General features: G+C 74.0%; 25 protein-coding genes and 1 pseudogene. 7 read left to right on the top strand and 19 right to left on the bottom strand.

Annotation, left to right across the window (positions count from 1 at the left end; genetic code table 11):
* Nucleotides 1–92 precede the first annotated feature (92 nt).
* The 5 genes from ACFV4N_RS11940 to ACFV4N_RS11920 all read right to left on the bottom strand — a co-directional run bounded on the left by ACFV4N_RS11940 (nucleotide 93) and on the right by ACFV4N_RS11920 (nucleotide 3,559).
* A complete protein-coding gene (locus ACFV4N_RS11940; RefSeq protein WP_499672497.1) occupies nucleotides 93–752 on the bottom strand; it encodes a hypothetical protein in 660 nt (219 codons plus the stop codon).
* Between the two features lie 155 nt (nucleotides 753–907).
* Nucleotides 908–2,071: a non-hydrolyzing UDP-N-acetylglucosamine 2-epimerase gene (wecB, locus tag ACFV4N_RS11935; protein ID WP_499672496.1), complete on the bottom strand. Its 1,164-nt coding sequence runs from the start codon at nucleotides 2,069–2,071 to the stop codon at nucleotides 908–910.
* A complete protein-coding gene (locus ACFV4N_RS11930; protein WP_499672495.1) occupies nucleotides 2,068–2,256 on the bottom strand; it encodes an LAXTG motif-containing small protein in 189 nt (62 codons plus the stop codon). The genes wecB and ACFV4N_RS11930 overlap by 4 nt, the downstream gene beginning before the upstream one ends.
* A gap of 2 nt (nucleotides 2,257–2,258) precedes the next feature.
* Nucleotides 2,259–3,032 carry a choice-of-anchor P family protein gene (locus ACFV4N_RS11925; RefSeq protein ID WP_499672494.1) on the bottom strand — a complete coding sequence of 258 codons (774 nt, stop codon included), beginning with the start codon at nucleotides 3,030–3,032 and terminating at the stop codon, nucleotides 2,259–2,261.
* Nucleotides 3,033–3,412: 380 nt separating this feature from the next.
* On the bottom strand, nucleotides 3,413–3,559 hold the full coding sequence (locus ACFV4N_RS11920) for a hypothetical protein (protein WP_499672493.1): 147 nt from the start codon (nucleotides 3,557–3,559) through the stop codon (nucleotides 3,413–3,415).
* Between the two features lie 32 nt (nucleotides 3,560–3,591).
* Between ACFV4N_RS11920 and ACFV4N_RS11915 the strand changes: the two are divergent.
* The 4 genes and pseudogenes from ACFV4N_RS11915 to ACFV4N_RS11900 all read left to right on the top strand — a co-directional run.
* Nucleotides 3,592–4,435, top strand: a pseudogene (locus ACFV4N_RS11915) (glycosyltransferase family 2 protein); the annotation flags it as partial.
* A 99-nt stretch (nucleotides 4,436–4,534) separates the two neighbouring features.
* Nucleotides 4,535–5,110: a biotin transporter BioY gene (locus ACFV4N_RS11910; RefSeq protein ID WP_499672492.1), complete on the top strand. Its 576-nt coding sequence runs from the start codon at nucleotides 4,535–4,537 to the stop codon at nucleotides 5,108–5,110.
* Entirely contained in the window at nucleotides 5,107–5,778 is a 672-nt protein-coding gene (locus tag ACFV4N_RS11905) for a nucleotidyltransferase domain-containing protein (protein ID WP_499672491.1), read from the top strand. The genes ACFV4N_RS11910 and ACFV4N_RS11905 overlap by 4 nt, the downstream gene beginning before the upstream one ends.
* Before the next feature lie 42 nt (nucleotides 5,779–5,820).
* Nucleotides 5,821–7,842 (top strand): ATP-dependent DNA helicase, encoded by a 2,022-nt coding sequence (locus ACFV4N_RS11900; RefSeq protein ID WP_499672490.1) that lies wholly within the window; start codon nucleotides 5,821–5,823, stop codon nucleotides 7,840–7,842.
* 31 nt (nucleotides 7,843–7,873) lie between these two features.
* On the opposite strand, the gene ACFV4N_RS11895 is transcribed toward ACFV4N_RS11900, so the two are convergent.
* The 7 genes from ACFV4N_RS11895 to ACFV4N_RS11865 all read right to left on the bottom strand — a co-directional run bounded on the left by ACFV4N_RS11895 (nucleotide 7,874) and on the right by ACFV4N_RS11865 (nucleotide 15,517).
* A complete protein-coding gene (locus ACFV4N_RS11895) occupies nucleotides 7,874–8,377 on the bottom strand; it encodes a hypothetical protein (protein WP_499672489.1) in 504 nt (167 codons plus the stop codon).
* Between the two features lie 52 nt (nucleotides 8,378–8,429).
* Nucleotides 8,430–9,848, bottom strand: coding sequence for a phospholipase D-like domain-containing protein (locus tag ACFV4N_RS11890; protein ID WP_499672488.1), 1,419 nt, complete (start codon nucleotides 9,846–9,848; stop codon nucleotides 8,430–8,432).
* 28 nt (nucleotides 9,849–9,876) lie between these two features.
* Nucleotides 9,877–10,566 carry a peptidyl-tRNA hydrolase gene (locus tag ACFV4N_RS11885; protein ID WP_499672529.1) on the bottom strand — a complete coding sequence of 230 codons (690 nt, stop codon included), beginning with the start codon at nucleotides 10,564–10,566 and terminating at the stop codon, nucleotides 9,877–9,879.
* Nucleotides 10,567–10,580: 14 nt separating this feature from the next.
* Nucleotides 10,581–11,807, bottom strand: coding sequence for a phosphoserine phosphatase SerB (gene serB / locus ACFV4N_RS11880; protein WP_499672487.1), 1,227 nt, complete (start codon nucleotides 11,805–11,807; stop codon nucleotides 10,581–10,583).
* Between the two features lie 108 nt (nucleotides 11,808–11,915).
* Complete coding sequence (gene ctaD, locus ACFV4N_RS11875; RefSeq protein ID WP_499672486.1) at nucleotides 11,916–13,703, bottom strand: aa3-type cytochrome oxidase subunit I; 1,788 nt, start codon at nucleotides 13,701–13,703, stop codon at nucleotides 11,916–11,918.
* 193 nt (nucleotides 13,704–13,896) lie between these two features.
* Nucleotides 13,897–14,646 (bottom strand): hypothetical protein, encoded by a 750-nt coding sequence (locus ACFV4N_RS11870; RefSeq protein ID WP_499672485.1) that lies wholly within the window; start codon nucleotides 14,644–14,646, stop codon nucleotides 13,897–13,899.
* A 127-nt stretch (nucleotides 14,647–14,773) separates the two neighbouring features.
* Nucleotides 14,774–15,517, bottom strand: a complete 744-nt coding sequence (locus tag ACFV4N_RS11865) for a hypothetical protein (RefSeq protein WP_499672484.1) — start codon at nucleotides 15,515–15,517, stop codon at nucleotides 14,774–14,776.
* A 99-nt stretch (nucleotides 15,518–15,616) separates the two neighbouring features.
* On the opposite strand from ACFV4N_RS11865, the gene ACFV4N_RS11860 reads away from it, so the two are divergent.
* A complete protein-coding gene (locus tag ACFV4N_RS11860) occupies nucleotides 15,617–16,225 on the top strand; it encodes an HD domain-containing protein (protein WP_499672483.1) in 609 nt (202 codons plus the stop codon).
* Here the strand turns inward: ACFV4N_RS11860 and ACFV4N_RS11855 are convergent.
* The 6 genes from ACFV4N_RS11855 to ACFV4N_RS11830 all read right to left on the bottom strand — a co-directional run bounded on the left by ACFV4N_RS11855 (nucleotide 16,200) and on the right by ACFV4N_RS11830 (nucleotide 21,403).
* Nucleotides 16,200–16,772, bottom strand: a complete 573-nt coding sequence (locus ACFV4N_RS11855; protein ID WP_499672482.1) for a 1,2-dihydroxy-3-keto-5-methylthiopentene dioxygenase — start codon at nucleotides 16,770–16,772, stop codon at nucleotides 16,200–16,202. The genes ACFV4N_RS11860 and ACFV4N_RS11855 overlap by 26 nt on opposite strands.
* A 5-nt stretch (nucleotides 16,773–16,777) precedes the next feature.
* Nucleotides 16,778–17,368 (bottom strand): methylthioribulose 1-phosphate dehydratase, encoded by a 591-nt coding sequence (mtnB, locus tag ACFV4N_RS11850; protein WP_499672481.1) that lies wholly within the window; start codon nucleotides 17,366–17,368, stop codon nucleotides 16,778–16,780.
* The gene (gene mtnC, locus ACFV4N_RS11845) at nucleotides 17,365–18,051 is read right to left on the bottom strand and encodes an acireductone synthase (protein ID WP_499672480.1); all 687 of its coding nucleotides are present in this window, start codon (nucleotides 18,049–18,051) and stop codon (nucleotides 17,365–17,367) included. Before mtnC ends, mtnB begins: the two co-directional genes overlap by 4 nt.
* Entirely contained in the window at nucleotides 18,044–19,051 is a 1,008-nt protein-coding gene (locus ACFV4N_RS11840; RefSeq protein ID WP_499672479.1) for a s-methyl-5-thioribose-1-phosphate isomerase, read from the bottom strand. Before ACFV4N_RS11840 ends, mtnC begins: the two co-directional genes overlap by 8 nt.
* Nucleotides 19,051–20,175, bottom strand: a complete 1,125-nt coding sequence (locus ACFV4N_RS11835) for an acyl-CoA dehydrogenase family protein (protein ID WP_499672478.1) — start codon at nucleotides 20,173–20,175, stop codon at nucleotides 19,051–19,053. The genes ACFV4N_RS11840 and ACFV4N_RS11835 overlap by 1 nt, the downstream gene beginning before the upstream one ends.
* A gap of 94 nt (nucleotides 20,176–20,269) precedes the next feature.
* Nucleotides 20,270–21,403: a hypothetical protein gene (locus ACFV4N_RS11830; RefSeq protein ID WP_499672477.1), complete on the bottom strand. Its 1,134-nt coding sequence runs from the start codon at nucleotides 21,401–21,403 to the stop codon at nucleotides 20,270–20,272.
* Nucleotides 21,404–21,600: 197 nt separating this feature from the next.
* Between ACFV4N_RS11830 and ACFV4N_RS11825 the strand changes: the two genes are divergently transcribed.
* Nucleotides 21,601–23,859: an ATP-binding protein gene (locus ACFV4N_RS11825; RefSeq protein ID WP_499672476.1), complete on the top strand. Its 2,259-nt coding sequence runs from the start codon at nucleotides 21,601–21,603 to the stop codon at nucleotides 23,857–23,859.
* Nucleotides 23,860–23,903: 44 nt separating this feature from the next.
* Here ACFV4N_RS11825 and ACFV4N_RS11820 read toward each other — a convergent pair whose 3' ends face one another.
* The gene (locus ACFV4N_RS11820) at nucleotides 23,904–24,974 is read right to left on the bottom strand and encodes an XRE family transcriptional regulator (protein ID WP_499672475.1); all 1,071 of its coding nucleotides are present in this window, start codon (nucleotides 24,972–24,974) and stop codon (nucleotides 23,904–23,906) included.
* 390 nt (nucleotides 24,975–25,364) lie between these two features.
* Between ACFV4N_RS11820 and ACFV4N_RS11815 the strand changes: the two genes are divergently transcribed.
* Nucleotides 25,365–26,162 (top strand): hypothetical protein, encoded by a 798-nt coding sequence (locus tag ACFV4N_RS11815; protein WP_499672474.1) that lies wholly within the window; start codon nucleotides 25,365–25,367, stop codon nucleotides 26,160–26,162.
* Nucleotides 26,163–26,268: the final 106 nt, after the last annotated feature.

The following is a 26,268-nucleotide window of genomic DNA, read 5'->3' as shown; positions in this document are numbered from 1 at the left end:
CGAACGGACGACTCGCGGTGTCTGAGCGGAGGACACGCGCGGTCTGAGTGGAGGACACGCGGGCGGAGTTGGGCTCCGCCCGCGTGTGGTGGTCAGGGGGTCGGGGAGCAGGCCGTGGCGCCCACGACCACCTCGCCCGTGGCGTTGGACGCCGGGGCGAAGGTGATGCGGAGCATGGTCAGGGCCATGCTGCCGTCGTTCTGCTCCGGGACGGTGGTCTCGTTGAAGGTCGCCACGGCCAGGAGTTCGCCGCTGCCGGACTTGAGCTCCTGGCGGTAGCCCGGCGGGATCTCGTCGGGCAGGCCGGCGAAGCCCTGGAGGCCGTTCAGGCCCCAGTTGGCGCTGGTGCCCCGGTCGGTGGCGGTGCAGGTGACGCGCCACTTGCCGACGCGCAGGCGCGGGCCGCCCTCGGCGACCAGCGCGGACAGCTCGAACTCCGTGCCGTTCGCCTCGGAGGTCGTGGTGGTCGTGTCGTTGCTCGGGTCGACCACCGTGGTCGTGCACGACGAGGTGCCGGGGCCGAAGCGGACGCCCTGGCGGACCACCGCCTCCGACGAGGCGCTCGTCACGCCGTCGACCGCGCACTCCGCCAGCGGGGCGATGCGCACCTCGGTGCCGCCCTTGCTGAAGCCGGCGGAGCCGACCGACGCCACGCCCGCCGGGTTGGCCGCCCACGCGGACGGCGTCGCGACCAGGCCGAGCACGAGCGCCGCGGCCACCGAACCTGCTCGGCGCGCTCGGGTGTGGTTCATGGTGTTGCCTCCTGTTCCTGCGCATGAATATCTGCGCCGGAGCGGCGAACCTTGACGAACCCGCCCGCAAGTCACCCGCCGGGGAAGCACCTGTACCCGGTCGGGATGGTTGGTCACCAAGCGTGACGTGAACTGGGTGGGTGGCGCCGGGGTCGTCAGGTGGGGATGCGCACCGGCAGCGGCGCGGTGGCGAAGTCCACCGGCAGGCCGACCAGCCGTTCCAGCGCGCCGCGCACCCGGCAGGCGGCGCGGCCGTCGCCGAACGGGTTGCGCCCCGAGGGCAACCGCAGCCGCGCGCCCAGCACCCAGCCCGCTTCGGCCAGGATGCGGATCGGGTCCGTGCCGACCAGCCACGCGCAGCCCTCGTCCACCGCGGCCGAGCGCTCGGTCGCCTCGCGCAGCACCAGCACCGGCACCCCGAACGTGGGCGCCTCCTCCTGGATGCCGCCCGAGTCGGTGAGCACCAGCGCGGCCCGCCGCAGCGCCCGCACCAGGTCCGGGTAGTCCAGCGGCCCGGTCATCACGATCCGCTCGTGCCCGCCCAGCACCCGGACCGCCGCCGTCCGCACGGCCGGGTCGGGGTGCACGGGCAGCAGCACCCGCACGTCGGGGTGCCGGTCGGCGATGGCCCGCACCGCGTGCAGCACGCGCTCCAGCGGCTCGCCCCACGACTCCCGCCGGTGCGCGGTGACCAGCACCAGCCGCTCCGACCGCTCGTCGAGCACCCGCTCCAGCAGCGCCAGTCGGGGGTCGCGGGCGGGCAGGTCGGCGGCGGCGACCCGGCACACGGCGTCCACGGAGGTGTTGCCGGTGACCACGATCTCGCGGTCCACCAGGCCCTCCCCCAGCAGCGCGGCGGCGGCGTCGTCGGTGGGCGCGAGGTGCAGCGACGCGATCCGGGCGATCATCTGCCGCGCGCCCTCCTCCGGGAACGGCCCGCCGAGGTCGCCGGTGCGCAGGCCGGCCTCCAGGTGCGCCACTGGGATGCCGCGCCAGAACGCCGCCAGCGCGCCGGCCAGCGCCGTCGTCGTGTCGCCCTGCACGAGGGCGACGGCCGGGTCCCGCACCCGCAGCACCCGGTCGACCTCCGGCACCAGGCCGGCCAGCAGCTCGGCCTGGTCGCCGGTGGCGCGGGGCACGTCCAGCTCCACGTCCGCCCGCAGGCCGAACGCGCGCAGGGCCCGCTCGACCAGGTCGGTGTGCCGGCCGCAGTGGACGACCACCGGCCGCAGCACGGGGTGGTCGGCCAGGGCCAGCGCCACGGGGGCGATCTTCACCGCTTCGGGCCTCGTGCCCGCGAGCAGCAGGACTTCCTTCACCTCGTCCCCCTCCGCCGGTGGTGCGGCGCCCCGGCCGGTCCCCTGCGCGCCACGCGCCCCAGCACCGCCCCGCCGGCGAGCAGGACCACGCCGGCCACCAGCCACCACGTCACGTTCGCGCCGGTCGCCGCCAACGAGCCCACGCCCGTGCCGACCGCCACCCCGCTGCCCGGGACCCGGTACACGGTCAGACCACCCCGGGCGCGCGGCGGCGGCGCAGGCCCGCGGCGGCGGCCGGGACGCCCACCAGGGCCGGCAGGCCCAGGGCCGGCCACAGGCCCGCGCCGGAGGCCGACGGGATCGGCGGGCCGGCCGGGCCGCAGGTGGCCGCGGACACCACCAGGTCGCCGCTGCCCGGGGAGCCGAGCGCGCCGCCGAGCAGGGTCAGGCGCACGGCGTTGACGGTGAGGCCGCCGTCGGCGTCGCGGGTCTGCTCGTTGAGGACGAGCCTGGCGACGTCCACGCCCGCCAGGTCGAGGTCGAGCGCGGTGTTGGGCGCCGGTTCGGCGTCCAACGCGCCCAGTCGGCCGAGGTCGAGCCCGACCAGCTCCGTCCCGCCCGCCACGCCCTTCTGCGTGGCGTCGCAGGTCGCCTCGACGAGTCGCGCCGAGATCGGGCCGGTCACGGCCTGGACCAGGTCCAGCCGCACGTCGGCGGTGGCGGCCCGGGAGTGGGCGCCGCCGGTCTTGTCGTCCCGGGACGCGGCCGTGGTGATCACGCCGGTCTCGAGGACCCCGGGCAGGTCGACGGACGCGGACGGGCCTTCGGCAGGGCCGTCGGCGGAGGCCGCGGCGAACGGGCCCGCGGTGACCGCGTCCCGGTCCGGCAGGTCCAGGTCCAGCTCCGCGCCGTGGGCGGCGGCGTCGCCGGGCGCGGCCTGGGCGGGTGCCGCACCTGCCGGCAGCGACGCGACGGCGACCAGTCCGGCGACCGCGGCGCGACGCGTCATTCGCACGCGCATGGAACTCCTTCCTCGCGGGGGGTGGGAAAGCTCGGGGGAACGTTCGTGCCGAGCAATTGCCCCTATCGGCGTTCAGCCCGTCGGATTAAGGGTTGCTGCCCGTAACGGAGCAGCGCCTCCACTCGAACCGCTCAACCGGTCCCACTGAACGTGGAATACCGGCCCGAAAAGACTTCACGTTGTCACTCGTTCCGGGACTGAGGTGGAGCGGAGGCCGGTCCGATGACCAGCACATAGCCCTATCGGGCGTTACCCGGTCGGAGGAAGGAAACGATCAGTGGCGCTTGCTGTGCCCGGACCCCTCGGACCGCGTACCTCACCCGGGCGGGAGTGGCCGCACTGCTCGCGGCCGTGGCCGGCGCGGGGGGCGCCCACCGCGCCTACCGTGGCGCCGAGATCACCCTGGCCGGGCTGGTGCTCGACGTGCCGTCCGACGACGGCGTGGTCGTGGTCGCCTCGCGCCAGGCGGTGCACTTCGGCCTGGGCTCGGACACCCCGCTGGGCCTGCGGATGACGCCGGAGTGCACCTCGGCGTTCCTGCTGCTGCCGCTGCTGGTGGTCGGCGTTTCCCATCGCGCACGTGTGGGGCGTCGACGACGACTCGGACGACGGCACGGCCGAGGTGCTGCGCGGGTTCCGCGGCGACCGGCACGTCCACCCGGTCCGGCGCCGCCGGCCGCACGCGCGCACCGGCAAGGGCGACGCCCTCAACGACGCCTACTGCGCCCTGAAGCTGTGGATGGGGCGGCACGCGGACGCCGACCGCGCGGTGGTCGTGGTGGTCGACGCGGACGGGCGACCGGCCCGCGACTGCCTCGACGTGTGCGCGGCCGACCACCTGTTCGGCGACGCCTCGATCGGCGCGGTGCAGGTGGACGTGCGGATGGTGAACACCGACGTGCGCCGGCCGGCGCACCGGCTTCACCCCGGACACCCACGTGCAGCAGGAGGGGCTCTACAGCCTGCGGCGGTTCCTCGCCCAGCGCACCCGGTGGGGCCAGGGCACCATGCAGTGCCTGCGGTACGCGCGGCGGATCCGGGCCTCGCCCCACCTGTCCACGCTGGGCGCGGCGGAGGTGACGCACTACCCGGCCCAGCCGTGGGTGCAGCTGCTCGGCACGCTCGTCCACCCGGTGCCGCCGGCCCTGCCGGCGCACCGGTTCGCGGTCGCGCCCGGCGAGGTGGCGGCCTGGTTCACCGGCGGGGCCCGGGTGCTGTTCGCGGTCTACGGCTCGTTCGGGCTGCTGCCGTCCGTGCTGTGGGGACCGGTCTACCGGAAGCGGTGCCACCCCGGGCTGTCGCCGTGGCGCGCGGTGACCCGCCTGGCGCGCGGCCGCAACGGGTGGACCAAGACGCGGCGGAACACCGAACGGATCTCCGGCGTCGTGGCGCCGGACCGCTGAGGCACGCGTGACGTGACCGACTTCGCGGCGATCGGCGGGGACCGGAACGCCCATCGGCGGTTAGCCTCCCGGGGAAGTCGATCCCGTAGGAGGTTCGAAGTGTCCGTCCTCGCCGTTCCCGGCCGTCGCGCGGTGCTCGCCGACCTGGTGCCGGGCGCCTTGGCGCGCGACATCGCCCTGGTCGTCGCGGGCGCCGGCCTCACCGGCCTGGCCGCCCAGGTGGCGCTGCCGGTGCCGGGCAGCCCGGTCCCCATCACCGGCCAGACGTTCGCGGCCCTGCTCGTCGGCGCGGCCCTCGGTTGGCGGCGCGGCGGCGTCTCGATGGCGCTGTACCTGGTCGCCGGCGTCGCGGGCGTGCCGTGGTTCCAGGGCGGCGCGTCCGGCACGCCCGCCTCGCTCGGCTACGTGGTCGGGTTCGTCCTCGCCGGCGCGCTGGTCGGGCACCTGGCCGCGCGCGGCGGCGACCGCACCCCGCTGCGGACGGTCGGCACCATGGCGCTGGGCAACCTGGCGATCTACGCGTGCGGCGTGCCGTGGCTGATGGCCGCCGCCGGCGTCGGGTTCGGCAAGGCGCTCCAGCTCGGCGTCACCCCGTTCCTGCTGGGCGACGCGCTGAAGATCGCGCTGGCCGCCGGTCTGCTGCCCGCCGCCTGGCTGCTGGTCAAGCGCAAGTGAGCGAGGCCTTCTTAAGGCCGCTCGACGAGTCGGCCCCGGGTCTGGTGCGCGCCGCCCACGTGGTGGGATCCGCCGCGCTCGGCGACCACCGGCCCGGGTCCGACCTCGACCTCGTGCTGGAGCTGTCCCGCGAGCCCGGACCGGGCGACCTGGCCGCGCTCGCCGCGGCGCTGACCCCGGAGCTGGACCTGATCTGCCTGGTGGGCGGCGAACCCGGGCCGTGGGGCCGGGACGGCGTGTTCCACGCCGACGCGACCCCCGACGTGACGCCCGTGCTGCTCCACCAGCTCAACCGGTACTCGATCACCACGCGCGGCCCGCGACCGGAGTTCGCGGTGACCCGCGACGAGGTCGAGGAGTACTGCCGGCGCAACCTGGTCGAGTACTGGGAGCCGCTGGTGGGGCTGGTGGCCTCGGTGAGCGGGCCGGGGCACCGCGACGGCGTGCTGTGGGTCGCGTTCGGCCCGGCGCGGCAGTGGCACACCATCCGCACCGGCGAGATCGTCTCCAAGTCCCGGGCCGCCGAGCTGGCCGCCGGGCACTGGCCCGACCTGGCGGGCGAGCTGCGCGACCTGGTCGCCGCGCGGCGCGGTGAGCCGGTGGAGCTGACCCCGGCGCACCGCGAGGCCGTCGTGGCGCTGGGCAACCGGGTGCTCGCGTCGGTCTGACGGCGCGCGGGACTGACGGTGCGGGCGGGTACGGTCTTCGCCGTGCCCGCCACCACCGCCATCCCCGACACCAGAACCCTGCTCGCCGTCGCCGTGGAGGCGGTGGGCGGAGCCGAGCGGCCGGGCCAGGTCCGGATGGCCGAGGCGGTCGAGCGCTCCATCCGCACGGGCGAGCACCTGGCCGTCCAGGCGGGCACCGGCACCGGCAAGTCGCTGGCGTACCTGGTGCCCGCGCTGCGGCACGCGGTGGCCGAGGAGGCCACGGTCGTCATCTCCACCGCCACCATCGCGCTCCAGCGCCAGCTCGTGGACCGCGACCTGCCCCGGCTGGCCAAGGCGCTGAAGAAGGAGCTGGGCCGCGAGCCCCGGTTCGCCATCCTCAAGGGCCGCCGCAACTACCTGTGCCTGCACCGCCTGCACACCGGCGCGCCCGAGGAGCCGGAGGAGGCGGGCCTGTTCGACCCGTTCGCCGTGTCGCGCATGGGCCGCGAGGTGAAGCGCCTGCACGAGTGGTCGTCCGACACCGAGACCGGCGACCGCGACGAGCTGGTGCCCGGCGTCAGCGACCAGGCGTGGCGGCAGGTGTCGGTGACCGCGCGCGAGTGCCTGGGCGTGGGCAAGTGCCCGATCGGCACCGACTGCTTCGCCGAGCGGGCGCGGGGCGAGGCGGGCCGGGCCGACGTGGTGGTGACCAACCACGCGATGCTCGCCGTGGACGCCCTGGAGGGCTACCAGGTGCTGCCCGACCACGACGTGGTGGTGATCGACGAGGCGCACGACCTGGTCGACCGCATCACGTCGGTGGCGACCGAGGAGCTGAGCGGTGCCCTGGTGGCGACCGCGGCCCGGCGCTGCGGGCGGCTCATCGACCAGGACGTGGCCGACCGGCTGGCCGAGGCGTCCGACGGGCTGGCGATGGTGCTGGAGGACGTGCCCGCGGGCAGGCTCGACTCGCTGCCGAGGGCGCTGGCCGGCGCGCTGGCGGCGACCAGGGACGCGGCGCGCGCGTGCATCACGTCCCTCGGGCCGGAGCGCAAGGAGGACGCCGAGGGCGCCACGTCGCGCAAGCTGGCGCTGACGCTGCTGGACGAGGTGCACGACTGCGCGGTGCGGGTCCTGGAGGCGTTCGACGACGACCACGACGTGGTGTGGGTGTCGGGCGACCACGGCGACCGGGCGCCGTCGCTGCGGGTCGCGCCGCTGGGCGTGGGCGGGCTGCTGCGGGAGCGGCTGTTCGGCAAGCGGACCACGGTCCTGACCTCGGCGACGCTGACGCTGGGCGGCACGTTCGACACGCTGGCGCGGCAGTGGGGCCTGCCCGCGTCGTCGCCGTCGGTGAAGGCCGAGGGCACGGCCACGGACAAGGAGCCGCCGTCCGACCTGGGCGCGCCGCGCTGGACCGGCCTGGACGTGGGCTCGCCGTTCTCGCACGGCACCAGCGGCATCCTGTACGTGGCGCGGCACCTGCCGCCCCCCGGCCGCGACGGCCTCCAACCGTCCTACGTGGACGAGATCGAAGGACTGGTCAACGCGGCCGGCGGGCGGGCGCTGGGCCTGTTCTCGTCGATGCGCGCGGCCAAGGCCGCCGCCGAGGCGCTGCGCGACCGGCTGGAGTTCCCGGTGCTGTGCCAGGGCGACGACTCGACCGGGCAGCTGGTGAAGCGGTTCGCCGAGGACGCGCGGACGTGCCTGTTCGGCACCCTGTCGCTGTGGCAGGGCGTGGACGTGCCGGGACCGTCGCTGCAACTGGTGGTGATGGACCGGATCCCGTTCCCCCGGCCCGACGACCCGCTGGCCTCCGCGCGGCAGAAGGCGGTCGAGTCGCGCGGCGGCAACGGGTTCTTCACCGTCGCGGCCACCCACGCGGCGCTGCTGCTGGCGCAGGGCGCGGGGCGGCTGCTGCGGTCGATGAGCGACAAGGGCGTGGTGGCCGTCCTGGACCCGCGCCTGGCCACCGCCCGCTACGGCGGGTTCCTGCGGGCCTCCCTGCCGCCGTTCTGGACCACCTACGACCCCGAGGTCGTGCGGGCGGCGCTGAAGCGGCTGGACGCGGCGAACCGCTGAGACCGGCGGGGGCCGGCGCGGCCTCCCGAGGTCACCGCCCGCCGCGCCTCGCCGCCGCGGGGCCGTCCCTCAGGACCACGCGGTCGAGCGCGGGGTCGTACTCGATCAGCGGGTCCGGGCTCCCCTCCGAGCCCATGCCCGCCGGCTTGCCCAGCCGGCGGCCGACCGCGGTCAGGAAGCCGCACACGACGTCCACCCCGGCCTGGCCCTGCAACTCCCGCAGGTCGAAGTCGTAGTCGATCCGGTCGGGGTCCAGCGGCCACAGGTTCACCTGCACGCCCGGCACGGGCCACACCCTCAGGACGTGGCACTCGTCGTCCGGTGAGCGCCCCAGGAGCCGCGCGGCGGTCGGCAGCGGTCCGGGCGCGGTGTCCCGGCCCACCGCGACCTCCCACGCCCACCCGCTCGACCCGACGAGGTCGAGCAGCGCCTGCCAGTCCTCGACCGTCGTGCCCGGCACGCACCCGTCCGGCAGCGCGCCCGTCAACCCGGGGTCGAAGAAGACGTCGACCTCGTCCCACAGCAGCTCCGACACGCCGCCATCGTCGCCGCCCACCCCGGTCGGGCGCAGCCGCTTTTCCCGGTCCTCACCCGTCCACGAGCAGGCCGCGCAGCGGGCCCTGCAGGCGACCCGCCCGCCGGGACACGCCGGGCAGCCCCGTCACCCGGTGGTCGCCCTCCGACTCCAACTGGTCCCGCCACAGGCGGTCGACCACGTCCTCCGGCTCGCCCGACACCTCCTCGACCGGGCGGCGCAGGTGCTCGGACCACAGCCGCAGCCTGGTGTCGCGCGCCACGGCCGGGTCGTCGGTCACCACGTTGACCTCGGTGTCGTTGAACAGCGAGTGCTCGTTGAGGTTCGCCGACCCGACGCTGAGCCAGCGGTCGTCCACGACGGCCAGCTTGGCGTGCACGTACACCGAGGACGAGGTCTGCCCGTCGTGCGAGGACAGGGTGGCGGCGATCAGCCTGCGACCGCCGTCGTCGGCGTCGATCAGCCTGCCGAGCTGGCCGCGCGTGGTGTCGGCGCCGTTGCTCGGCTTGCGCGGCAGCACCAGCACGACCCGGAACCTCGGGTCCGGCGGGTTCCGCAGCTTGTCGATCAGGATCTCGGTCACCTCGGGCGACCACAGGAACTGGTTCTCCAGGTACACCAGGCGCGTCGCGGAGCGCAGGGCCCTCAGGTACGAGTCGAGCAGGCTGAACTCGCCGCGCGGCACGAAGTCGTAGGTGCGCTCGGGGATGGTGCGCACGAGCTGCGCGGACGACGTGCCCGCGGGCTCCGGCACCCGCGCGGGCGGCAGCTCCTCGCCGGCGATCTCCTGCCAGCGGGCGCGGAAGTGCTCGGCCACGTCGGCCACGATCGGGCCGCGCAGGCGGGTGCCGATGTCGTGCCAGCCCAGCGGGTGGCGCGGCGGGTGCTCCGACGTGTCGTGCCGGTCGCCCTCCACGGCGGTGAGGTCCATGCCGCCGACGAAGGCGACGGAGCCGTCCACCACGACGATCTTCTCGTGGTGGCAGTGCATGGTCCGCTCGCGGGCGTCGATGACGCAGGACACGGCGCTGTCGCGCATGAACTCCTCGCGGGCGGCCCGCACGCGCTTGCGGGTCGGCTCGAACATCGGCACCGGCGGGCCCGCCCACAGCAGCACCCGCACCGGCACCCGTTCCGCCGCCGCCGCCAGCAGCTCGCGCAGCGTCGGCGCGCCCGGCTCGCGGGTCAGCTTGAAGTCGGGGCTCATGCACCAGCCGGCCAGGTGCACCGACTCGCGGGCCGACGAGATCGCCTCGGACACGGCGGGCAGCAGCTCGTGCCCGTCGACCAGCACCTCGACCCGGTTGCCGTCCCGCACGGGCCGCCGGGGCGACCACCAGCCGCCCCCGTCGCCGAACACCGAGCCCCAGCCCAGCCTGCGCAGCCGGCGGGCGTGGTGCGCGCACAACAGGCTCTCCAGCCCGTCACCGATCCTGGCGTCCACTACGTCCAAGAGGCCCACGCCGTGCATGGTTGCCCTGGAGAGGACCGGGCAAACCTCACCCGAAGCGGTGGTTCACCGCCACGGTCGCGGTACCGGGGGCGACCTCCGTGTAGCCGGCGTCGCGGACCAGCACGACGTCCGGCCGCGCCACCAGCGCGTCCCAGTCCGTCGGCGACGGCGTCCGGACCGCGCACCGGTAGCCGACCGCCGCCCAGTCCGCCAGCTCCGCCTCCGACAGGCGCGGCGCGAGCAGCATCGACGCGTGCCCGACCTGCGCGGCGGCCTTGCCCGCCGTCATCCCCACGCGCGGGTTCAGCCACAGCTCGTACGCGCCCGGCGGCACCGGCCCCGGCTCATCCGGCGGCAGGTCGCTACCCGAGACCTGCAACCGGCTCAGCTCCTTGGGCAGCTCCGAGACCAGCCCCGGCACGAACGCCCGCGCCTGCGCCCCGCCGACCTCGACGGTCACACCGGGCAGCGCCTGCACGACCTCCCAGTGCGCGCCCCGGGCCCGTCGCGACACCTTGCGGATGCGCCCGCGCACCCACGCCACCACGTCGTCGTGCCACTCGCCACCGGGCAGGGCCCGCTCGTCCAGGCACACCGCGACGGCCGCCGCCGCGGCGGCCTCCAGCACCTCGGTGCGCGCCGGCGGCGCGGACCGCTCGATGCGCAGCACCACCGGCATCGCGCGCACCGCCGCGGGGTCCTCCACGTCGGTGGCGTAGTGCCGGTCCACCAGCATCCGCAGGATCGGGTTCACAGCCGGTTCAGCTCCAGGCCGTCCGCCGCGTCCGCGGCCTCCACCTCGGCCCTGGTCACGCCGAGCACGAACAGCACCGCGTCCAGGAACGGGTGCGACAGCGCGGTGTCCGCGACCTCCCGCAGCGCGGGCTTGGCGTTGAACGCCACCCCCAGCCCGGCCGCGCCGATCATGTCGATGTCGTTGGCGCCGTCGCCCACGGCCACGGTCTGCCCCATCGGCACGCCCTCCTGCTCGGCGAACCGCCGCAGCGCCACCGCCTTGCCCGCCCGGTCGACGACCTCGCCGACCACGCGGCCGGTGAGCTTGCCGTCCACGACCTCCAGCTCGTTGGCCGCGCAGAAGTCCAGGCCCAGGTCGTCCACCAGCCGCTGGATGACGCGCGTGAACCCGCCGGAGACGACGCCGCAGCGGAACCCGAGCCGCTTGAGCGTCCGCACCGTGGTCCGGGCGCCCGGCGTCAGCTCCAGCGACGCCGCCACCTCGTCGAGCACCGACTCGTCCAGGCCCGCCAGCAGCGCCACCCGCCGCTCCAGCGACTCGGCGAAGTCCAGCTCGCCGCGCATGGCCGCCTCGGTGATCTCCCGGACCTGCGGCTCCACCCCGACGTGCGCGGCCAGCATCTCGATCACCTCGCCCTGGATGAGCGTGGAGTCGACGTCGAACACCACCAGCCGCTTGGCGCGCCGGGTCAGCCCGGCCCGCTCCACCGCGATGTCCAGCCCGCCGCGCACCGCCACCTCGGCCAGCGCCGCCCGCAGGGCCGCGTCGCTCTCCCCCGTGTCGGCCGCCACGGACACCCGCAGCTCCAGACCGGTGACCGGGTAGTCGGCCACGCCCCGGATGGCGTCGATGTTCACGCCCAGCGCCGCCAGCCGCCGCGCCACCTCGGTGAACGCGCGGGCGGTCACCGGGCGGCCGAGCAGGATGATCACGTGGCTCGACTCCAGCCGGGCGGTGCGCTTGGAGTCCGCGCCGATCTCCACCTCGACGTGCATGGACACCGTCGCCATGGCCTGCTCGACGGCCTCCTGGAGGCCCTCCGGGTCGCGGTCCGCGCCGACGAGCACGCCCAGCACCAGCCGGCCCCGGATGACGACCTGCTCGACGTCGAGGATCTCCACCCCGTGGCGGGTCAGCACCGCGAACAGCACCGAGGACACCCCCGGCTTGTCCGGTCCGGTGACCGTGATCAGGACGGGCGTGGCGGTGGGCTTGGTCACGATGGCTCCTATGCCGGACGGCGACGAGTGCCGGGGGTGTGCCGGACGGCGACGAGCCCCGGCAGCCATGGGGCGGCCGGGGCTCGTCGTCGAACCTGCGCGTCGAGGTTACTTGTGGTCGCCCTCGGTGCCTTCCGAGGCCGTGCCGGACTGGACCGCCTGCGCGGCCTTCTCGGACGGGGCGGCCTTGGCCTTCTCGTGCGGGATGGCCTTGCCGGTGAAGGTCACGTGCGATTCCTCGTGCATCCGCTCGATCATGTGCGGGTAGTGCAGCTCGAACGCGGGGCGCGCGGAGCGGATGCGGGGCAGCTCGGTGAAGTTGTGCCGCGGCGGCGGGCAGGAGGTCGCCCACTCCAGCGAGTTGCCGAAGCCCCACGGGTCGTCCACGTGCACGGTCTCGCCGTACCGGTAGGACTTGAAGATGTTGTAGATGAACGGCAGCGTCGACGCGCCCAGGATGTAGGCGCCGATCGTGGAGATCATGTTCAGCGTGGTGAAGCCGTCACCGGGCAGGTAGTCCGCGTACCGGCGCGGCATGCCCTCGTTGCCCAGCCAGTGCTGCACCAGGAACGTGGCGTGGAAGCCGAGGAACGTGGTCCAGAAGTGGAGCTTGCCCAGCGGCTCGTCCATCATCCGGCCGGTGATCTTCGGGAACCAGAAGTAGATGCCCGCGAAGGTGGCGAACACGATCGTGCCGTAGAGCACGTAGTGGAAGTGCGCGACGACGAAGTACGTGTCCGAGACGTGGAAGTCGATCGCCGGCGCGGCCAGCAGGATGCCCGACAGGCCGCCGAAGAGGAAGGTGACGATGAAGCCGATGCTGAACAGCATCGGTGTCTCGAACGTCAGCTGCCCCTTCCACATGGTGCCGATCCAGTTGAAGAACTTGATGCCGGTCGGCACGGCGATCAGGAAGGTCATGAACGCGAAGAACGGCAGCAGCACCGCGCCCGTGGCGTACATGTGGTGGGCCCACACGGCGACGGACAGGGCCGCGATGCCCAGCGTGGCGTAGACGAGCCCGTTGTAGCCGAACAGCGGCTTGCGGCTGAACACCGGGAAGATCTCGGACACGATGCCGAAGAACGGCAGCGCGACGATGTAGACCTCGGGGTGGCCGAAGAACCAGAACAGGTGCTGCCACAGGATCACGCCGCCGTTGGCGGGGTCGAACACGTGGGCGCCCAGGTGCCGGTCGGCCAGCAGGCCCAGCAGCGCGGCGGTCAGGATCGGGAACGCCAGCAGCACCAGCACGCTCGTCACCAGGATGTTCCAGGTGAAGATCGGCATGCGGAACATGGTCATGCCGGGCGCCCGGAGGCAGACCACGGTGGTGATCATGTTGACCGCGCCGAGGATGGTGCCGAGACCACCGACGACCAGGCCGGAGATCCACAGGTCGGCGCCCGCGCCGGGCGAGTGGATGGCGTTGGACAGCGGCGTGTAGGCGAACCAGCCGAAGTCGGCCGCGCCGCCCGGCGTGAGGAAGCCCGCCATCACGATCAGGCCGCCGAACAGGTACAGCCAGTACGAGAAGGCGTTGAGCCTCGGGAACGCCACGTCCGGCGAGCCGATCTGGAGCGGCAGGATGAAGTTGGCGAAGCCGAACACGATCGGGGTCGCGTAGAGCAGCAGCATCACCGTGCCGTGCATGGTGAACAGCTGGTTGTACTGCTCCTGCGAGAGGAACTGCATCCCCGGACGGGCCAGCTCGGTGCGGATCAGCATGGCCATCGCGCCGCCCACCATGAAGAAGGCGAACGACGTGACCAGGTACATGATGCCGATCTGCTTGTGGTCCGTGGTGCGGAACATCCGCAGCAGGAACGAACCCTTGACCGCCTTGCGAGTCCCGAAGGGCCGCGTAGCGATCGGCTGCGGGGCTACGGCCGTCACGGTGCCTCCTGCCTGTGCTGGTTCTGGCGTGACCGGCGGGCGGGCCCGTCGGCTTCTCGGATCGTAGACGGCCCGGTTCCGGGGGGCGCGGCTGGGCCGGTTGCCGGCTCGGGCGAGGTAGCGCAGGTCACAGCCGGTGGGCGGTGGACCCGCTTCCCGGGACCGCGGTCCCGGGAAGCGGGTCGGGGCGGGTTCAGCGGCGGATCAGGCCGCGCAGCTTCGGCGAGGCCACGAACACCGCGCCCAGGGCGACGAGCCCGAGGCCCGCGAACAGCAGCCAGGCGGAGCCGAATCCGGTGTCGGCCAGGTCGTCGGTCGCGACGGCGGCGGGCGCGGAGGTGGTCGTGGCCGGCGTGGCGGAGCCGGGGGTGGTCGGCGCGGTGGACGACCCGTTCGGGGTGCCGGCGGACGGGCGCTCCGGCTGCTCCGGCTGCCCGGGTTCCCCGCCCGGCTGCTCCGGCTCGCCACCCGGCTGCTCCGGCTCCCCGCCCGGCTGCTCGGGCTCCGGGCCGGGCTCGCCGCCCGGCTGTTCGGGCTGCCCGCCCGGCTCGACGCAGAAGAACCAGTGGCTGATGTCGGGCAGCTGCCCGCCGTTGTTGAGCGGCGGCACCAGGCCCTCCCAGGGCAGCTCGCCCAGCTCGGCGGCCGGGTAGACCAGGTAGCCGTCGCCGCCCTTGACCACGACGCCGGTCACGGTGTGGCCCGCGACGCCGCCCTCGACGGTCAGGGTCGTCCGGCCGGTGACGGTGTGGGGCAGTTCCAGGTCGCCCTCGTCACCGTCGACGGCCCGACCGGACAGCCCCGCCACCGCGCAGGCGTTCGGGTGGTTGGCGTCCAGGTTCTTGTCCGGGCCCTTGCCCGGGGTGGCGGCGGCGACGCCACCGAGCAGTCCTGCGGTGGTCAGAGCGAACAGGGTTACCCCGAGCAGGCGACGGGAGGTCATGCGCATGGTGGTGCTCCACGGGAAGAAGGACCGACCGGCGTAGCCAACTACGCCGGATGTCCCCCTATCGAGCGACCACCTTCGGGAGTAGTGGTTCGTCCCTGTTTTGTGATGCCCCCGTGACGCGTCACCGGCCGGACCCGCGGGCCCGGGTGGACGCGAGCAGCGCGAGGCCCGCGGCGAGCAGGGCGAGGCCGAGCACCGCCGGCCCGGCGGGGGCGGCGCCGGTGTCCGCGAGGCCGGCGGTCCGGGGGCTCGCGGCCGGGGCGGCGGACGTGCCGGTCCCGGCGGGCGCCGCGGTGGGCGGGGCGGTGGTCGCGGTGGCGGTCGGCGTCCGGGGGATCCGGGGCGCGGTGGTGGTCGAGGTCGGGAGGAGCGCGCCGTTCGGGCTGGCCACGGGGGCGTCCAGCGAGGCGGTCACGGTGCTGTTGGCGGTGGGCGGGGTGGTCGCGACCGCGACGGCGCAGGCGAACCAGTGGGCGACGGCCGGCAGCAGGTCGTCCTGGTCGAGCGGCGCCCGCAGCCCCTCCCAGGGCAGGTCGTGGAGGTTCGCCGCCGGGTAGACGTGGTATGCCTCGCCGTTCGCCACCACCACGCCGGTCACGGCCCGGCCCGGCGGGAAGGCCAGCACGTCGAGGTAGGGGCCGTTGCCCCGGTGGGCGTCGGGGGGCAGGGCGGTCTCGTCGCCGGGCAGGCCGACCTCGTCGCAGGCGTCGCCCGGCTCGTCGAGGCGGACGTCGCCGACCACGACGGAGGCCCGGCTGTCGTCGGACTGGGCGGCGGTGGCAGCGGCGGCGGGCGTGGCGGCAGCCGTGACCAGGGCGGCCGTGAGCAGGGCGGCGGTGAGCAGGGCGCGGGTCGTCGTGCGCATGGTCCACCTCGCGGAGTCGAAGGGGTGCTCCACCCGGTGTATCGCCCTGAACCGTTCGGACGTGTCGGTCCGCGGCCGGTTTCGCGGTGGAATGGTCCCGTGCGAGACCTGGAGACCCCGTGGTACGACGCCGTCCGCGCGCTGGGCGGCGACCACCCGCCCGGCGACCTGGCCGAGCGGTACGCCGAGCCGCACCGCGGCTACCACAACGCCGACCACGTGCTGGCCGTCGTGCGGGACGTGACCGCGCTCGCCGCCGACCGGACGGCCGAGGAGCGCGCGGTGCTGGTCCTGGCGGCCCTGGCGCATGACGTCGTCTACGACGGCCGGCCCGGCGAGGACGAGCGCCGCAGCGCCGACTGGGCGCGGGCGCGGCTGGCCGGGCTGCCGCAGGCGGAGCGGGTCGCGGAACTGGTGCTCGCCACCACCGACCACACCTCGGACGACGAGGTCGCCCGGCTGCTGCTCGACGCCGACCTGGCCGTGCTCGGCTCCGGGCCGGCGGACTACGAGCGCTACCGGCGGGCGGTGCGCGCCGAGTACGCGCACGTCGCCGACGACGCCTGGCGGGTCGGGCGCGGCGCGGTGCTGCGGTCCCTGCTCGACCGGGACCCGCTGTACGCCACGCCCGCGGCGCGCGCCCGCTGGGAGGCGCGCGCCAGGCGGAACCTGGCCGCCGAGCTCAGCTCGCTCGGTGATCCGCCATGAGCTGGTCGAACGTCGGGAACGACCGGGCGATGTCGCTGCCGGTGAAGTTGCCGACCCAGCCGTCGTCGTCGTGGAAGAACCGGATCGACACGTAGTCGGGCCGGGTGCCCATGTCGAACCAGTGGGTGGTGTTCTCCGGCACGCTGAGCAGGTCGCCCGCCTCGCACAGCACGGCGTGCACGCGGTCGCCGACGTGCAGGTAGAACACGCCCGCGCCGCGCGCGAAGAACCGGTCCTCGTCGTCGTCGTGGGTGTGCTCGGCGAGGAACCTGGCGCGCGACTGGGCGGCGGTCTCCAGCCACCCGGGGTCGTCCGACGGGGTCATCTCCATGGCGTCGACCAGGACGTAGCCCTCGGTCTCGGTGACCCGGGCGACCTGGTCCCGGTACGCCTCCAGGGCGTTCTCCTTGGTCACGCCGGGCAGGACGGGCCACCGCTCGTAGCGGACGCCGAGCTGCTTCAGCTCCTCGGCGATCTCGGCGGGGTCGGAGGTGCGGATCACCGGGTTCCCGGGATCGGTGTCCGGCCACACGGTCAGCAACGTCATCGCGCCTACCTCCTCGAAGAGACCTCGACCTTGAAGCGCAACAGCCACTCCAGGCACTCCAGGCGGTGCCTGGCCTGGTGGAGGTCGTCACCCCACACGTACACCCCGTGGCGGGCGACGAGCAAGGCCGGCACGTCCGGCCGGAAGCCCTCCTCGAACGCGTCGCCGAGCACCCCCATGTCCTGCCCGTTGGGCACGACCGGGATGACCACCACGTCGTCGTGGGCGCGCCGGCCGAAGCCCTTGAGCATCTCCAGGTCGCGCAGCTCCACCCCGTCGGGCCAGCGCTCGGCGGCCACCACGGGCGCGAGGGCGTGCACGTGGACCACCGCGCCCGCGCCCGACACCGCCGCGATCCGGCCGTGCAGGGCCGCCTCGGCGGACGGCACGCGCACCGGGTCGTCGGTGTTGCCCCCGGCGTCGACGAGCACCACGTCGTCGGGCGTCAGCTCGCCCTTGTCCTTGCCGCTGACCGTCACGGCCAGCCGCAGCGGGTCGCGGTCCACGACCACCGACAGGTTGCCCGACGTGCCCCGCATCCAGCCCATCGCGGTGTAGCGGGCGCACTCGGCGGCCAGCGCCTCGCCCGGTGTCACAGCGAGTCCACCTTGCGGTGCGGGCCGAAGTCGGCGTGCTCCTGGGGCTCGCCGGGCCGCGCCACGCCGACCGTGCGCCAGCCCGCCTCGGCGGCGGCGTGCAGCTCGGCGGGCACGTCGGACCAGAAGGTGATGTCGCCGGGGTCCGCGTCGAGCACGGAGGCGATCTTCAGGTACGACGACGCCTCGCGCTTCGGCCCCGCGTTGGCGGTGTCGAAGTGGTGCTCGAACAGCGGCGTCAGGTCGCCGTCGGTGGTGTGCCGGAAGAACGCGACCTGCCCGGCGACCGAGCCGGAGGAGAACACGGCCAGCTTCACGCCCTCGTCGTGCCACTTCCGCAGGGCGGGCACCACGTCCGGGAAGAACTCGGCGACCAGGTCGCCCCGCGCGTAGCCCTCCTGCCAGATCAGGCCCTGCAGCGTCTTGAGCGGGGTGGCCTTCCGGTCGGCGTCCATCCAGCCGTGCAGCACGGCGACCAGCTCGTCCGTGCCCCCCTCGACCCCGGACAGCTCGCGGACCTGCGCCACCGCCTCGGCCACGGCCGGGTCGTCGGGGTGCTCGTCGATCCACGGGCCCAGGCGCGGGCGCGCGTAGTCGTACAGGGTGACCAGCACCTGGTCGGTGGCGCTGAGCGTGCCTTCGATGTCCAGCACAACCCACCCAGTAGCGATCCGGTCAGTCATGAACGTCCTCGGCGTAGTAGTCGGCCAGCTCGTGCGGAGCGTACGCACCGCGGTCGGTCACCACGGTGGTCACGAACCGCGGCGGGGTGACGTCGAACGCGGGGTAGCGGCCGCGCGCCTTGTCGGTGGCCGTGCGGCGGCCCAGGGTGTGCAGCACCTCCTCGCCCGGCCGGTGCTCGATCGGCACGTCGGCGGCGGTCGGCGCGAGCCGGTCGGGCGCCTGCACCATGGCCAGGAACGGCACGTCGAAGGCGTGCGCGGCGACGGCCAGGCCGAGCGTGCCGACCTTGTTCACCACGTGCCCGTCCATGGTGACCCGGTCGGCGGCGGTCAGCAGCACGTCGACCTCGCCGGCCGACATCACCGCCGCGCCCATGCCGTCGGTGATCAGGGTGGTGTCCACGCCCATCTCGCCCAGGGTCTCCGCGGTCAGCCGGGCGCCCTGGAGGTACGGGCGGGTCTCCGTGCACACGAAGCGCAAACGCTTGCCGAGGCCTTGGGCGGCCTTGACGGTCTCGGTCAGGTACAGGTCGGCCCAGCAGTGGGTGAGCACCGCGCCGTCCCCGGGGAGCAGCGCGGCGGTGGCCTCGCCGAGCCTGCGGCTGCGGTCCCGGTAGCGCTCGTCGCCCGCGCGCGCGCCGGCCAGCGCGCCCGCTTCGAGGTCGTCGGAGGCGTCCACGCCGGCCAGCACGGCGGCCACGGCCTTGCGCAGGGCGTTGTTGGTGCGCCGGGTGGCGACCAGCAGCTCGCCGGCCCGCTCCAGGGACGCGCGAGCCTCGGCGCGGGGCAGGCCGCGGGCCTCGCGGGCGGCCAGCACCATGCCCCACAGGGCGGCGAAGTACGGGCCGGAGGACTGGGTGACCATGTCCTCGATGGCGCCGGCGACCTCGGCCACGGTGGCGCAGCGCACCCACACCCGTTCGAACGGGAAGTTGCGGCGGTCCAGGATGTGGACGCCGTCGTCCTCCAGCCGGACGCTGCGCGCGAGCACCGGCTCCATCAGCTGTACCCGGTGAACGGCGCGTGCTCGCCGGTGAGGAAGTGCGCGCCGACCTCGCGCGCCTTGTACGACACCGGGTCGTGCAGGGTGAGCGTGCGGGCGTTGCGCCAGAACCGGTCGAAGGCGTAGCCGGCCGCGGTGGCGCGGGCCCCGCACAGCTCGAACACGCGGCTGGTGGTCTGGTTGGCGACCCGGGTGGAGACGACCTTGGCGGCGGAGATCGCGGCGGCGGCCTCGGCGCGCTCGTCGGCGGTCAGGCCGGCGCCGCGCCCGGAGGCGGCGTCCAGCAGCCCGGAGGCGTGGTCGGCGAGCAGGCCGGCGGCCTTGGTGTCGGCGACCAGCTCGCCGTAGGTCCCGAGGATGTAGGGGTCGTCGACGGCCTTGTCCACGCCGCTGAGGAACCAGGGGCGGGTGGTGGTGCGGGTGTAGCGGGCGGCCTCGGCCAGCGCGCCCTCGGCGAGCGCGACGTACAGCTGGGCCAGCACGAGCTGGAAGCCGAGGGCCGCCAGCGACAGCCGGGGCGTGGCCTCGTCCTGGCCGCCCAGCACCCGCGCGTGCGGGACGAACACCGCGTCGAAGGTCACGCCGCCGCTGGCGGTGAGCCGCTGGCCGATGTTGTCCCAGTCGCCGGCGTAGGAGATGCCGTCGGCCCGGGCGTCCAGGGTGAAGGTCAGCTTCTCGCCGGTGTCGGCGCGGGTGGCGCTGACCACGAGCCGGTCGGCGACGGACGCGCCGGTGGCGAAGGTCTTGCGGCCGGAGACGGTGAACCCGCCGTCGACCGGGTCGAGCCGGAGGGCCGCGTCCAGCGGGTTGCTCACGCCCGCCCAGAACAGGTCCTCGCCCGCGTCGAAGGCGGGGTTGTCGAACAGGCCGCTGCGCCACACCTGGAGGTAGTGGTAGCCGAGCAGGTGGCCGACGTTGGCGTCCGCCGCGCCGACCACGCGGGTCACCGCCTGCTGGGTCGCCCAGTCGCGGACCGCCAGCAGGCCGGACCGGCGCAGCGCCTCGACCTCGGCGGCGGGCTCGGCGCCCAGCCGGTCGCGCTCCGCGGCGTCCACGCGCAGCCCGGCGGCCAGCTCCTCGGCGACGGTCAGCCACTTCTGCCGACCATCGGTGCTCGTCATCCACTGCCTCCTGCCAGTTCGTCCCCAGCAGGCGAGCCTATCGGGCGGGCGGCGGCGCGGGCTGAGCGTTCCGCCACATGGGAGGGGCGGCGGTTCAGCGGGTCACGTGGATCCCGTGACCGGCCAGTCCCAGCACGTTGAGCGCGCCGCGCAGGTCGGTGGCGCCGCAGGGGTGCCACTCCACGTGCCAGGCCCACGTGCGGCGGTCCTGGGCGAGCGCCTTCAGGTACCGCACGCACAGCGACGGCGGGATGGCGTCGCAGCGCTTGCGGGCGGCCCGCAGGGCGATCTCCATGCGCAGCGCCTCGTCGTCCTGCCGGTTGCTCGAACGGATGCGGTCGAGGATGCCGTCAATCAGGTTGGCCCGGCCGAGCAGGAACTCCCACCAGTAGCCCTCGTCGGCCGCGGCCTCGAACCCGCCCTCGTCGTCCAGCAGCGCGAACACGCCCTCGGCGAGGCAGTCGCCGAACTCCTCGGTCTGCGCCCGCAGCTCGTTGGCGAACGGGTCGTAGGGCTTCTGGAGCACCTCGCCGGCCCTGGCCGAGCGGCGCAGGCCCCGGTCGTCGAGCAGGAAGAACCAGTCCTCGTTGTAGACGTTGGGGAAGAAGGAGGTCATGGACCCGTTGCCGACGACCAGGGCACCGCCGCCGATGAACGTGCCCTGCTCGCCGCCGGTCTCGCGGTGGGCGTGGCACACCACCGAGTTGTCCGGGAAGCCGCCCACGTCCAGGCCGACGGCCGCGTAGCCGTCCGACACGAGGCCGGCCGCCGCGTCGAGGTCGGCGGGCCGCGGCACCGTGATGTCGTCGTCGAGGAACGCCACGCGCTCCCAGCCAGCCACCCACGACACCAGCAGGCCGAGGTTGCGCTTGAGGCTGGTGTCGGTGCGCCGCTCGAACTCCGTGCCGCGCAGCACCTTCCCGGTGGCCAGGCGCGGCATCACGGAGCCGCACAGGTCGCGGACGTCGAGGGCCAGCGCTTCGACGCCCCGGTCGCGGGCCAGCTTCGCGGTCCGGGCGGCGGAGGCGTGGCCGCTCGTCAGCGCCACCAGGGGACGGTCGAGGGCGGCAGCGACGTCGAGCACGGCGTACAGGTGTGCGGTCGGCCGGTTCGTCGGCACGACGACGGCGTCCACCCGACCCGGCGGGCAGTCGGCCACGTCCAACGCGGTCAGGAGTTTGCCGTGTGAAGCGTGGTGTTCCGCGCGCAGCGGTCCGACAGCGATCAAGTCAGGACCTCCGGCGACCGACGGTACCGGGATCAACGCGTGCGCGGCGACAACCGTTCCCCACCAACGGAAACCGAGTGACGCTCAACCAACTTCCGCAGAACTGCGGATCACCGCCCGGGAGACATAATCCTCTTGGCCGTACTCGGTCGGTCATCACGTCGCTACGCTCTGCCCAGACCCGCAGGAGGCTTCGCTTGTCCGATGAGCACGGGCCCGACACGAGCAACGACGTCTCCGGCGCCGCACGTTCGGTCGTCCAGGCGGGTTCGATCGCGGGCGGGGTCCACCTCCACTCGACGGGGCGCCACGAGGTGCCCGTCCCACACGAACTGCCACCGGACGTGCACGCCTTCACCGACCGGGTCGAACAGCTCGCCGAGCTGGACCTGCTGCTCGCGTCGACCGAAGGTGCCCCGCGCACGGCCGCCGCGGTGATCTCCGCGGTGTCCGGCACGGCCGGGGTGGGCAAGACCGCCTTCGCGACGCACTGGGCGCACCGGGTGCGCGACCGGTTCCCCGACGGTCAGCTCTACCTCAACCTGCGCGGGTACGGACCGGACCGGCCGATGCAGGCCGCCGAGGCGCTCGCCGGCCTGCTGCGCTCGTTGGGGGTGCCGAATTCCGACATCCCCCACGACCCGGACGAGCGCGCGGCCAGGTTCCGCAGCCTGGCCGCCGGTCGACGGATGCTGGTGGTGCTCGACAACGCCCGGTCCGCCGACCAGGTCAGGCCACTGCTGCCGGGCACGTCCTCGTGCGTCGTCCTGGTCACCAGCCGCGATGCCCTGCCGGGGCTGGTCTCCCGGGACGGCGCCCGCCGGGTCAACCTCGACCTCCTGCCCCACGAGCAGGCGGTGACCCTGCTGCGAACGTTGATCGGCCCCAGGGTCGACGCCGAGCCCGACGCCGCCCACGACCTCGTCCGGCACTGCGCCCGGCTGCCGCTGGCGCTGCGGATCGCGGCCGACCTCGCCGCGACGAGCCCGGACACCCCCCTCGCCGAACTGGTCGCCGACCTGGCCGACGAGCAGAGCAGGCTCGACCTGCTCGACGCGGGGGACGATCCGTACACCGCGGTGCGCGCCGTGCTGTCCTGGTCCTACCGGAACCTCGGGTCGGACGAGGCACGGGCATTCCGCCTCCTGGGGCTGCACCCCGGTCGCGACTTCGATCCGGCCGCCGCCGCGGCCCTCATCGGGAGCGCACAGCAGCGGACGCGCCGGTTGCTCGACTCGCTGCTCCGCGCGCACCTGCTGGAGCGCACCGGGACCGGCCGCTACCAGATGCACGACCTGCTGCGCGTCTACGCGGCCGACCTCGCCTCGCAGGAAGAGCAGGAAGAGGTCAAGCAGGCGGCGCAGCGCCGGCTGTTCGACTTCTACCTGCGCTCCGCGTCGCTCGCCATGAAGCTCCTGTTCCCCCAGGAACACGGCCGTCGGCCGCCGGCGCCGAAGACCGACGTGGTCCCGGCGGTCCTCGCGGACGCCGATCGGGCCGCGCGCTGGTTGGAGGTCGAGCGGGCCACCTTCTCCGCCGTGGCGGCCCAGACGGTGGACACCACCTGGGCCGGTTACGCACCCCTGCTGTCCACGACCCTCTACCGGTTCCTGGACGTCCACGGGCACTTCGACGACGCCGTGTCCCTGCACGCGCTGGCGGTCCGGGCGGCGCGGCAGCTGGACGACCGGGTGGCCCTGGGGCGGTGCCTGCACAACCTCGGCACCGCCTACCAGCGCCTCGGGCGCTACCGGGAGGCCCAGGACCACTTGGAGGAGGCGGTCGGGGTGTTGCGGCAAGCCGGTCAGCCGAACGCCGAGGCACAGGCGCTGGCCGACCTCGGGCTCGTCCACATGCTGCTCGGCGAGTACGACGAAGCGCTGGACCGCGATGCCGAGGCACTGCGCCTGTTCGAGGCCGGGCACGATCGGACGGGGCAGGGACAGGTGCTCAACAACATGGGCCTCGTCCTGGACCGGGTGGGCCGCTCGGAGGAATCGGTCGAGCACACGCTGCGGGCGCTGGAGCTGTTCCGCGAGACCGATGACCTGCCTCGACAGGGTTACGCCTTGAACGACATCGGGGTGGCGCTCCAGCACCTGGCGAACTACACCAAGGCGTTGGACCACCACCGCAAGGCGCTGCTCCTCGCCCGCGCCACCCACGACCGCGCGCTGGAGGCCGCGGCGCTCAACGGGCTCGGCAACACCAACCGGCAGCTCGGCGCGGCGGAGCCGGCCCTGGAGTTCCACGACCAGGCGCTCGTCATCGCCCTGGGCATCGGCGACCGCTACGAGCAGGCGCAGGCGCACGAGGGGTTCGCCGGCGCCCACGGAGCACTGGGTGAGCTGCCCGAAGCCCAGGAGCGGTTGAGGCGGGCGCTGGAGATCTACCTCGACCTCGGCGCTCCGGAGGCCGCCCTGGTCCAGCGCCGGCTGGACGACCTGACCGGGTGAACCGCGCCGGGCTCGGTGTCGTGCGGCACCGAGCCCGGCGGCTTTCACCCGGACGCCTCCGGCCATTCGAGGAGGCGGGACCCGGGCAGGTCCCAGTCGGGCGTGACCACCTGGCCGTTCACCACGAGCACCCTGGTGAGGACGCTGTAGGCCTCGGCGCCCGCGAAGCGGGTCTCCAGGTACTCGGAGTTGCGGTCGCGGAACCGGGCGTCGGTCAGCGCGCGCACGACGCCGAGGGTCCCCCGGCCGTACATGCCGTTACAGACCGTCACCGTTCTCTTGTGGTTGAACGGGTTCGGGCCGCGGTAGAAGTGCGCGACGTCCTCGTTCAGCACGTCGTGCCGGTCGGGTGACGTGCCGAGCACGGGCGCGTACAGGCGTTCCGTGCCGTCCGGCAGTCGCGCGACGAACCCGCCGGGCTCGGACTCGTGGTGCCTGCCGACCTGCTCGACCGGCAGGTCCACCCGGTCCTGGAGCTCGCGGCTGGCGCAGTTCCAGTCCACGCCGCCCAGCAGCACGAGGTGCGTGGTGTAGTCGTCGTGGGAGAGGTCGGTGTCGGTGCGGAAGTTGACCTGGCTGCGCGGGTTGACCGCGCGGATGTGGCCGTGCAGCTCGATCAGCGCGTCGAGGTCGGCGTAGGTGTGCAGCTCGACGTAGTCGGGCTTCGTCGGGTCCGCGTAGGGCATCCGGTCGCGCATCTCCCGGGGCAGCTGGGCGACCACGATGGTGATGACGTGCCGGTCGTCGAAGTGCCAGAACCCCGGGTCCCTCCCATCGGCCGCCGCAGCGGGGGCGAGGTCGCGCCGGCCGGCCGCGCGCAGCCCGGTCAGCTCGGCGAGCAGCTCCTCGCGGCGGCGCAGCTCGTCGGCGGTCAGGTCGTCGACGTCCAGCAGGCGGTAGGGGCGTTCGGCCACGGACCTCTTGGTGGCGAAGAACGTGGCGTAGGCGGCGAGGCGGTGCAGCGGCGGCGCCTTCGGCTTGGTGCGGCTCTCCCACGACGACAGCAGCGGCACGCTCGCGGGCTTCTCCGCGCTGAGCGCGTCGGCGAGGTCGCCCTGGGTGATCCGGACTTCCGGCCAGGTCTCCTCACGCAGCGCCCGGAGACGGCGCGCCAACGCGGAGGGACCTTCTGCGACCACCACGAGCGGTGAGCCCTTCAGCGAACTTCAGGAAGAATGCCGAATTTCGCAGAGTACACGAAACCACCCGGACCTGGGAGCCCACGAGTCGCAATTGCGCTTCGTCGGCTGAACGGAACCCCGCTACCCTCATCACACCTGGATTCAACAGATTTCAGTGATCAGAGCTGAAGTTCAGCCAAGACGGCCTTCGGGGGTGGCCATGAACGCGCTCGCCGCTTCGCCCCGGTCCTCCGGCACCGCCGTGACCACCGTCCTGCTGGTGTACCTGCGCTGAACAACCGGCGGACGTGCGCCGACCAGCGGGTGGCGGCTCCTCCCTTCGACTACGGTGTGCGGGCCCGCACCGAAGGGGGGAGTCGCACGATGGCCCTGTCCTGGAGACCGCAGCCCGGTGGGACCGCCGTAGCGCCGCCCCCCGGGTCCTCAGGCCCGCGTCCACACCGGACGTCCACGCCGCACCTGCTCGAAGCCGAGCTGCTGGTCGGCTACCTGTCGCTGCCGACGTGCCCGCTGGGCAACAACGTCTACAAGGAGCCCGACCAGCCGAACGTGGTCCGGTGGGGCTCGCCCGGCGACGCCTCGGGCTGGGTCAACCGGAGCCAGTGCGCCTCGTTCCAGACGGCCGTGCTCAGGCGGACCTACCCGTGGGCGACGCCCCGCTTCTTCCGCGCCCACTTCGGCACGGCGAGCCCGTTCGCCCGCGACTACCGGCTGGCGTTCGCCGAGCGGTCCGTGCCGCACTTCGAGCGCGTGGACGCGGTGGCGGACCTGCTGCCGGGCGACCTGATCGCCGTCGACTACCGCAACGACCAGGACACCAACACCGGGCACATCGTGATGGTGAGGTCGGTGAAGGGCCCTTACACGGCCCCGGTGGCGTCGCTGAACTTCCCCGGCGAGACCCAGTACGCGGTCGAGGTGGTCGACTGCACGTCCGAGCCGCACGGCCGGTACGGGGTGGGCAACTACGCCCTGTTCCCGGACAGCCGGATCTTCAACGCGGGCGCCGCCACCGACGGCGCGGGCTTCGGCCACATGATGTTCTACGCCTCGGACGCGACCGGCGCCTTCACCCGCTACCGGTGGAGCGTGAACACCTCGTCGGCCGGCGCCCACCCCACCTCCGAGCGCCCGGTCGCCGCCGCCCGCGTCGTCCCCTGACCGGCGGGCGGGTCGGGTCCGTCGCCCGACCCGCCCGCCGGTGTCAGAGTCGCTGCCAGAGGGCCGGGACGTTCGGCGGCTCCCAGCCCGGCTGGGACGTGTGGGG

The sequence above is a fragment of the Actinosynnema sp. NPDC059797 genome (assembly GCF_042732085.1).
Lineage (GTDB): Bacteria > Actinomycetota > Actinomycetes > Mycobacteriales > Pseudonocardiaceae > Actinosynnema.
Note: the sequence above shows the minus strand (reverse complement) of the source record. Positions and strands in the feature narration are given on the sequence as shown.

Bases quoted from the DNA above. Each gene is read 5' to 3' on its own strand.
- ACFV4N_RS11940 (WP_499672497.1), bottom strand. From the start codon at position 752: ATGAACCACACCCGAGCGCGCCGAGCAGGTTCGGTGGCCGCGGCGCTC.
- ACFV4N_RS11925 (WP_499672494.1), bottom strand. From the start codon at position 3,032: ATGCGCGTGCGAATGACGCGTCGCGCCGCGGTCGCCGGACTGGTCGCC.
- ACFV4N_RS11890 (WP_499672488.1), bottom strand. From the start codon at position 9,848: ATGCACGGCGTGGGCCTCTTGGACGTAGTGGACGCCAGGATCGGTGAC.
- ACFV4N_RS11885 (WP_499672529.1), bottom strand. From the start codon at position 10,566: ATGCTGGTGGACCGGCACTACGCCACCGACGTGGAGGACCCCGCGGCG.
- ACFV4N_RS11870 (WP_499672485.1), bottom strand. From the start codon at position 14,646: ATGACCTCCCGTCGCCTGCTCGGGGTAACCCTGTTCGCTCTGACCACC.
- ACFV4N_RS11865 (WP_499672484.1), bottom strand. From the start codon at position 15,517: ATGCGCACGACGACCCGCGCCCTGCTCACCGCCGCCCTGCTCACGGCC.
- ACFV4N_RS11855 (WP_499672482.1), bottom strand. From the start codon at position 16,772: ATGACGTTGCTGACCGTGTGGCCGGACACCGATCCCGGGAACCCGGTG.
- mtnC (WP_499672480.1), bottom strand. From the start codon at position 18,051: ATGACTGACCGGATCGCTACTGGGTGGGTTGTGCTGGACATCGAAGGC.
- ACFV4N_RS11840 (WP_499672479.1), bottom strand. From the start codon at position 19,051: ATGGAGCCGGTGCTCGCGCGCAGCGTCCGGCTGGAGGACGACGGCGTC.
- ACFV4N_RS11835 (WP_499672478.1), bottom strand. From the start codon at position 20,175: ATGACGAGCACCGATGGTCGGCAGAAGTGGCTGACCGTCGCCGAGGAG.
- ACFV4N_RS11815 (WP_499672474.1), top strand. From the start codon at position 25,365: ATGGCCCTGTCCTGGAGACCGCAGCCCGGTGGGACCGCCGTAGCGCCG.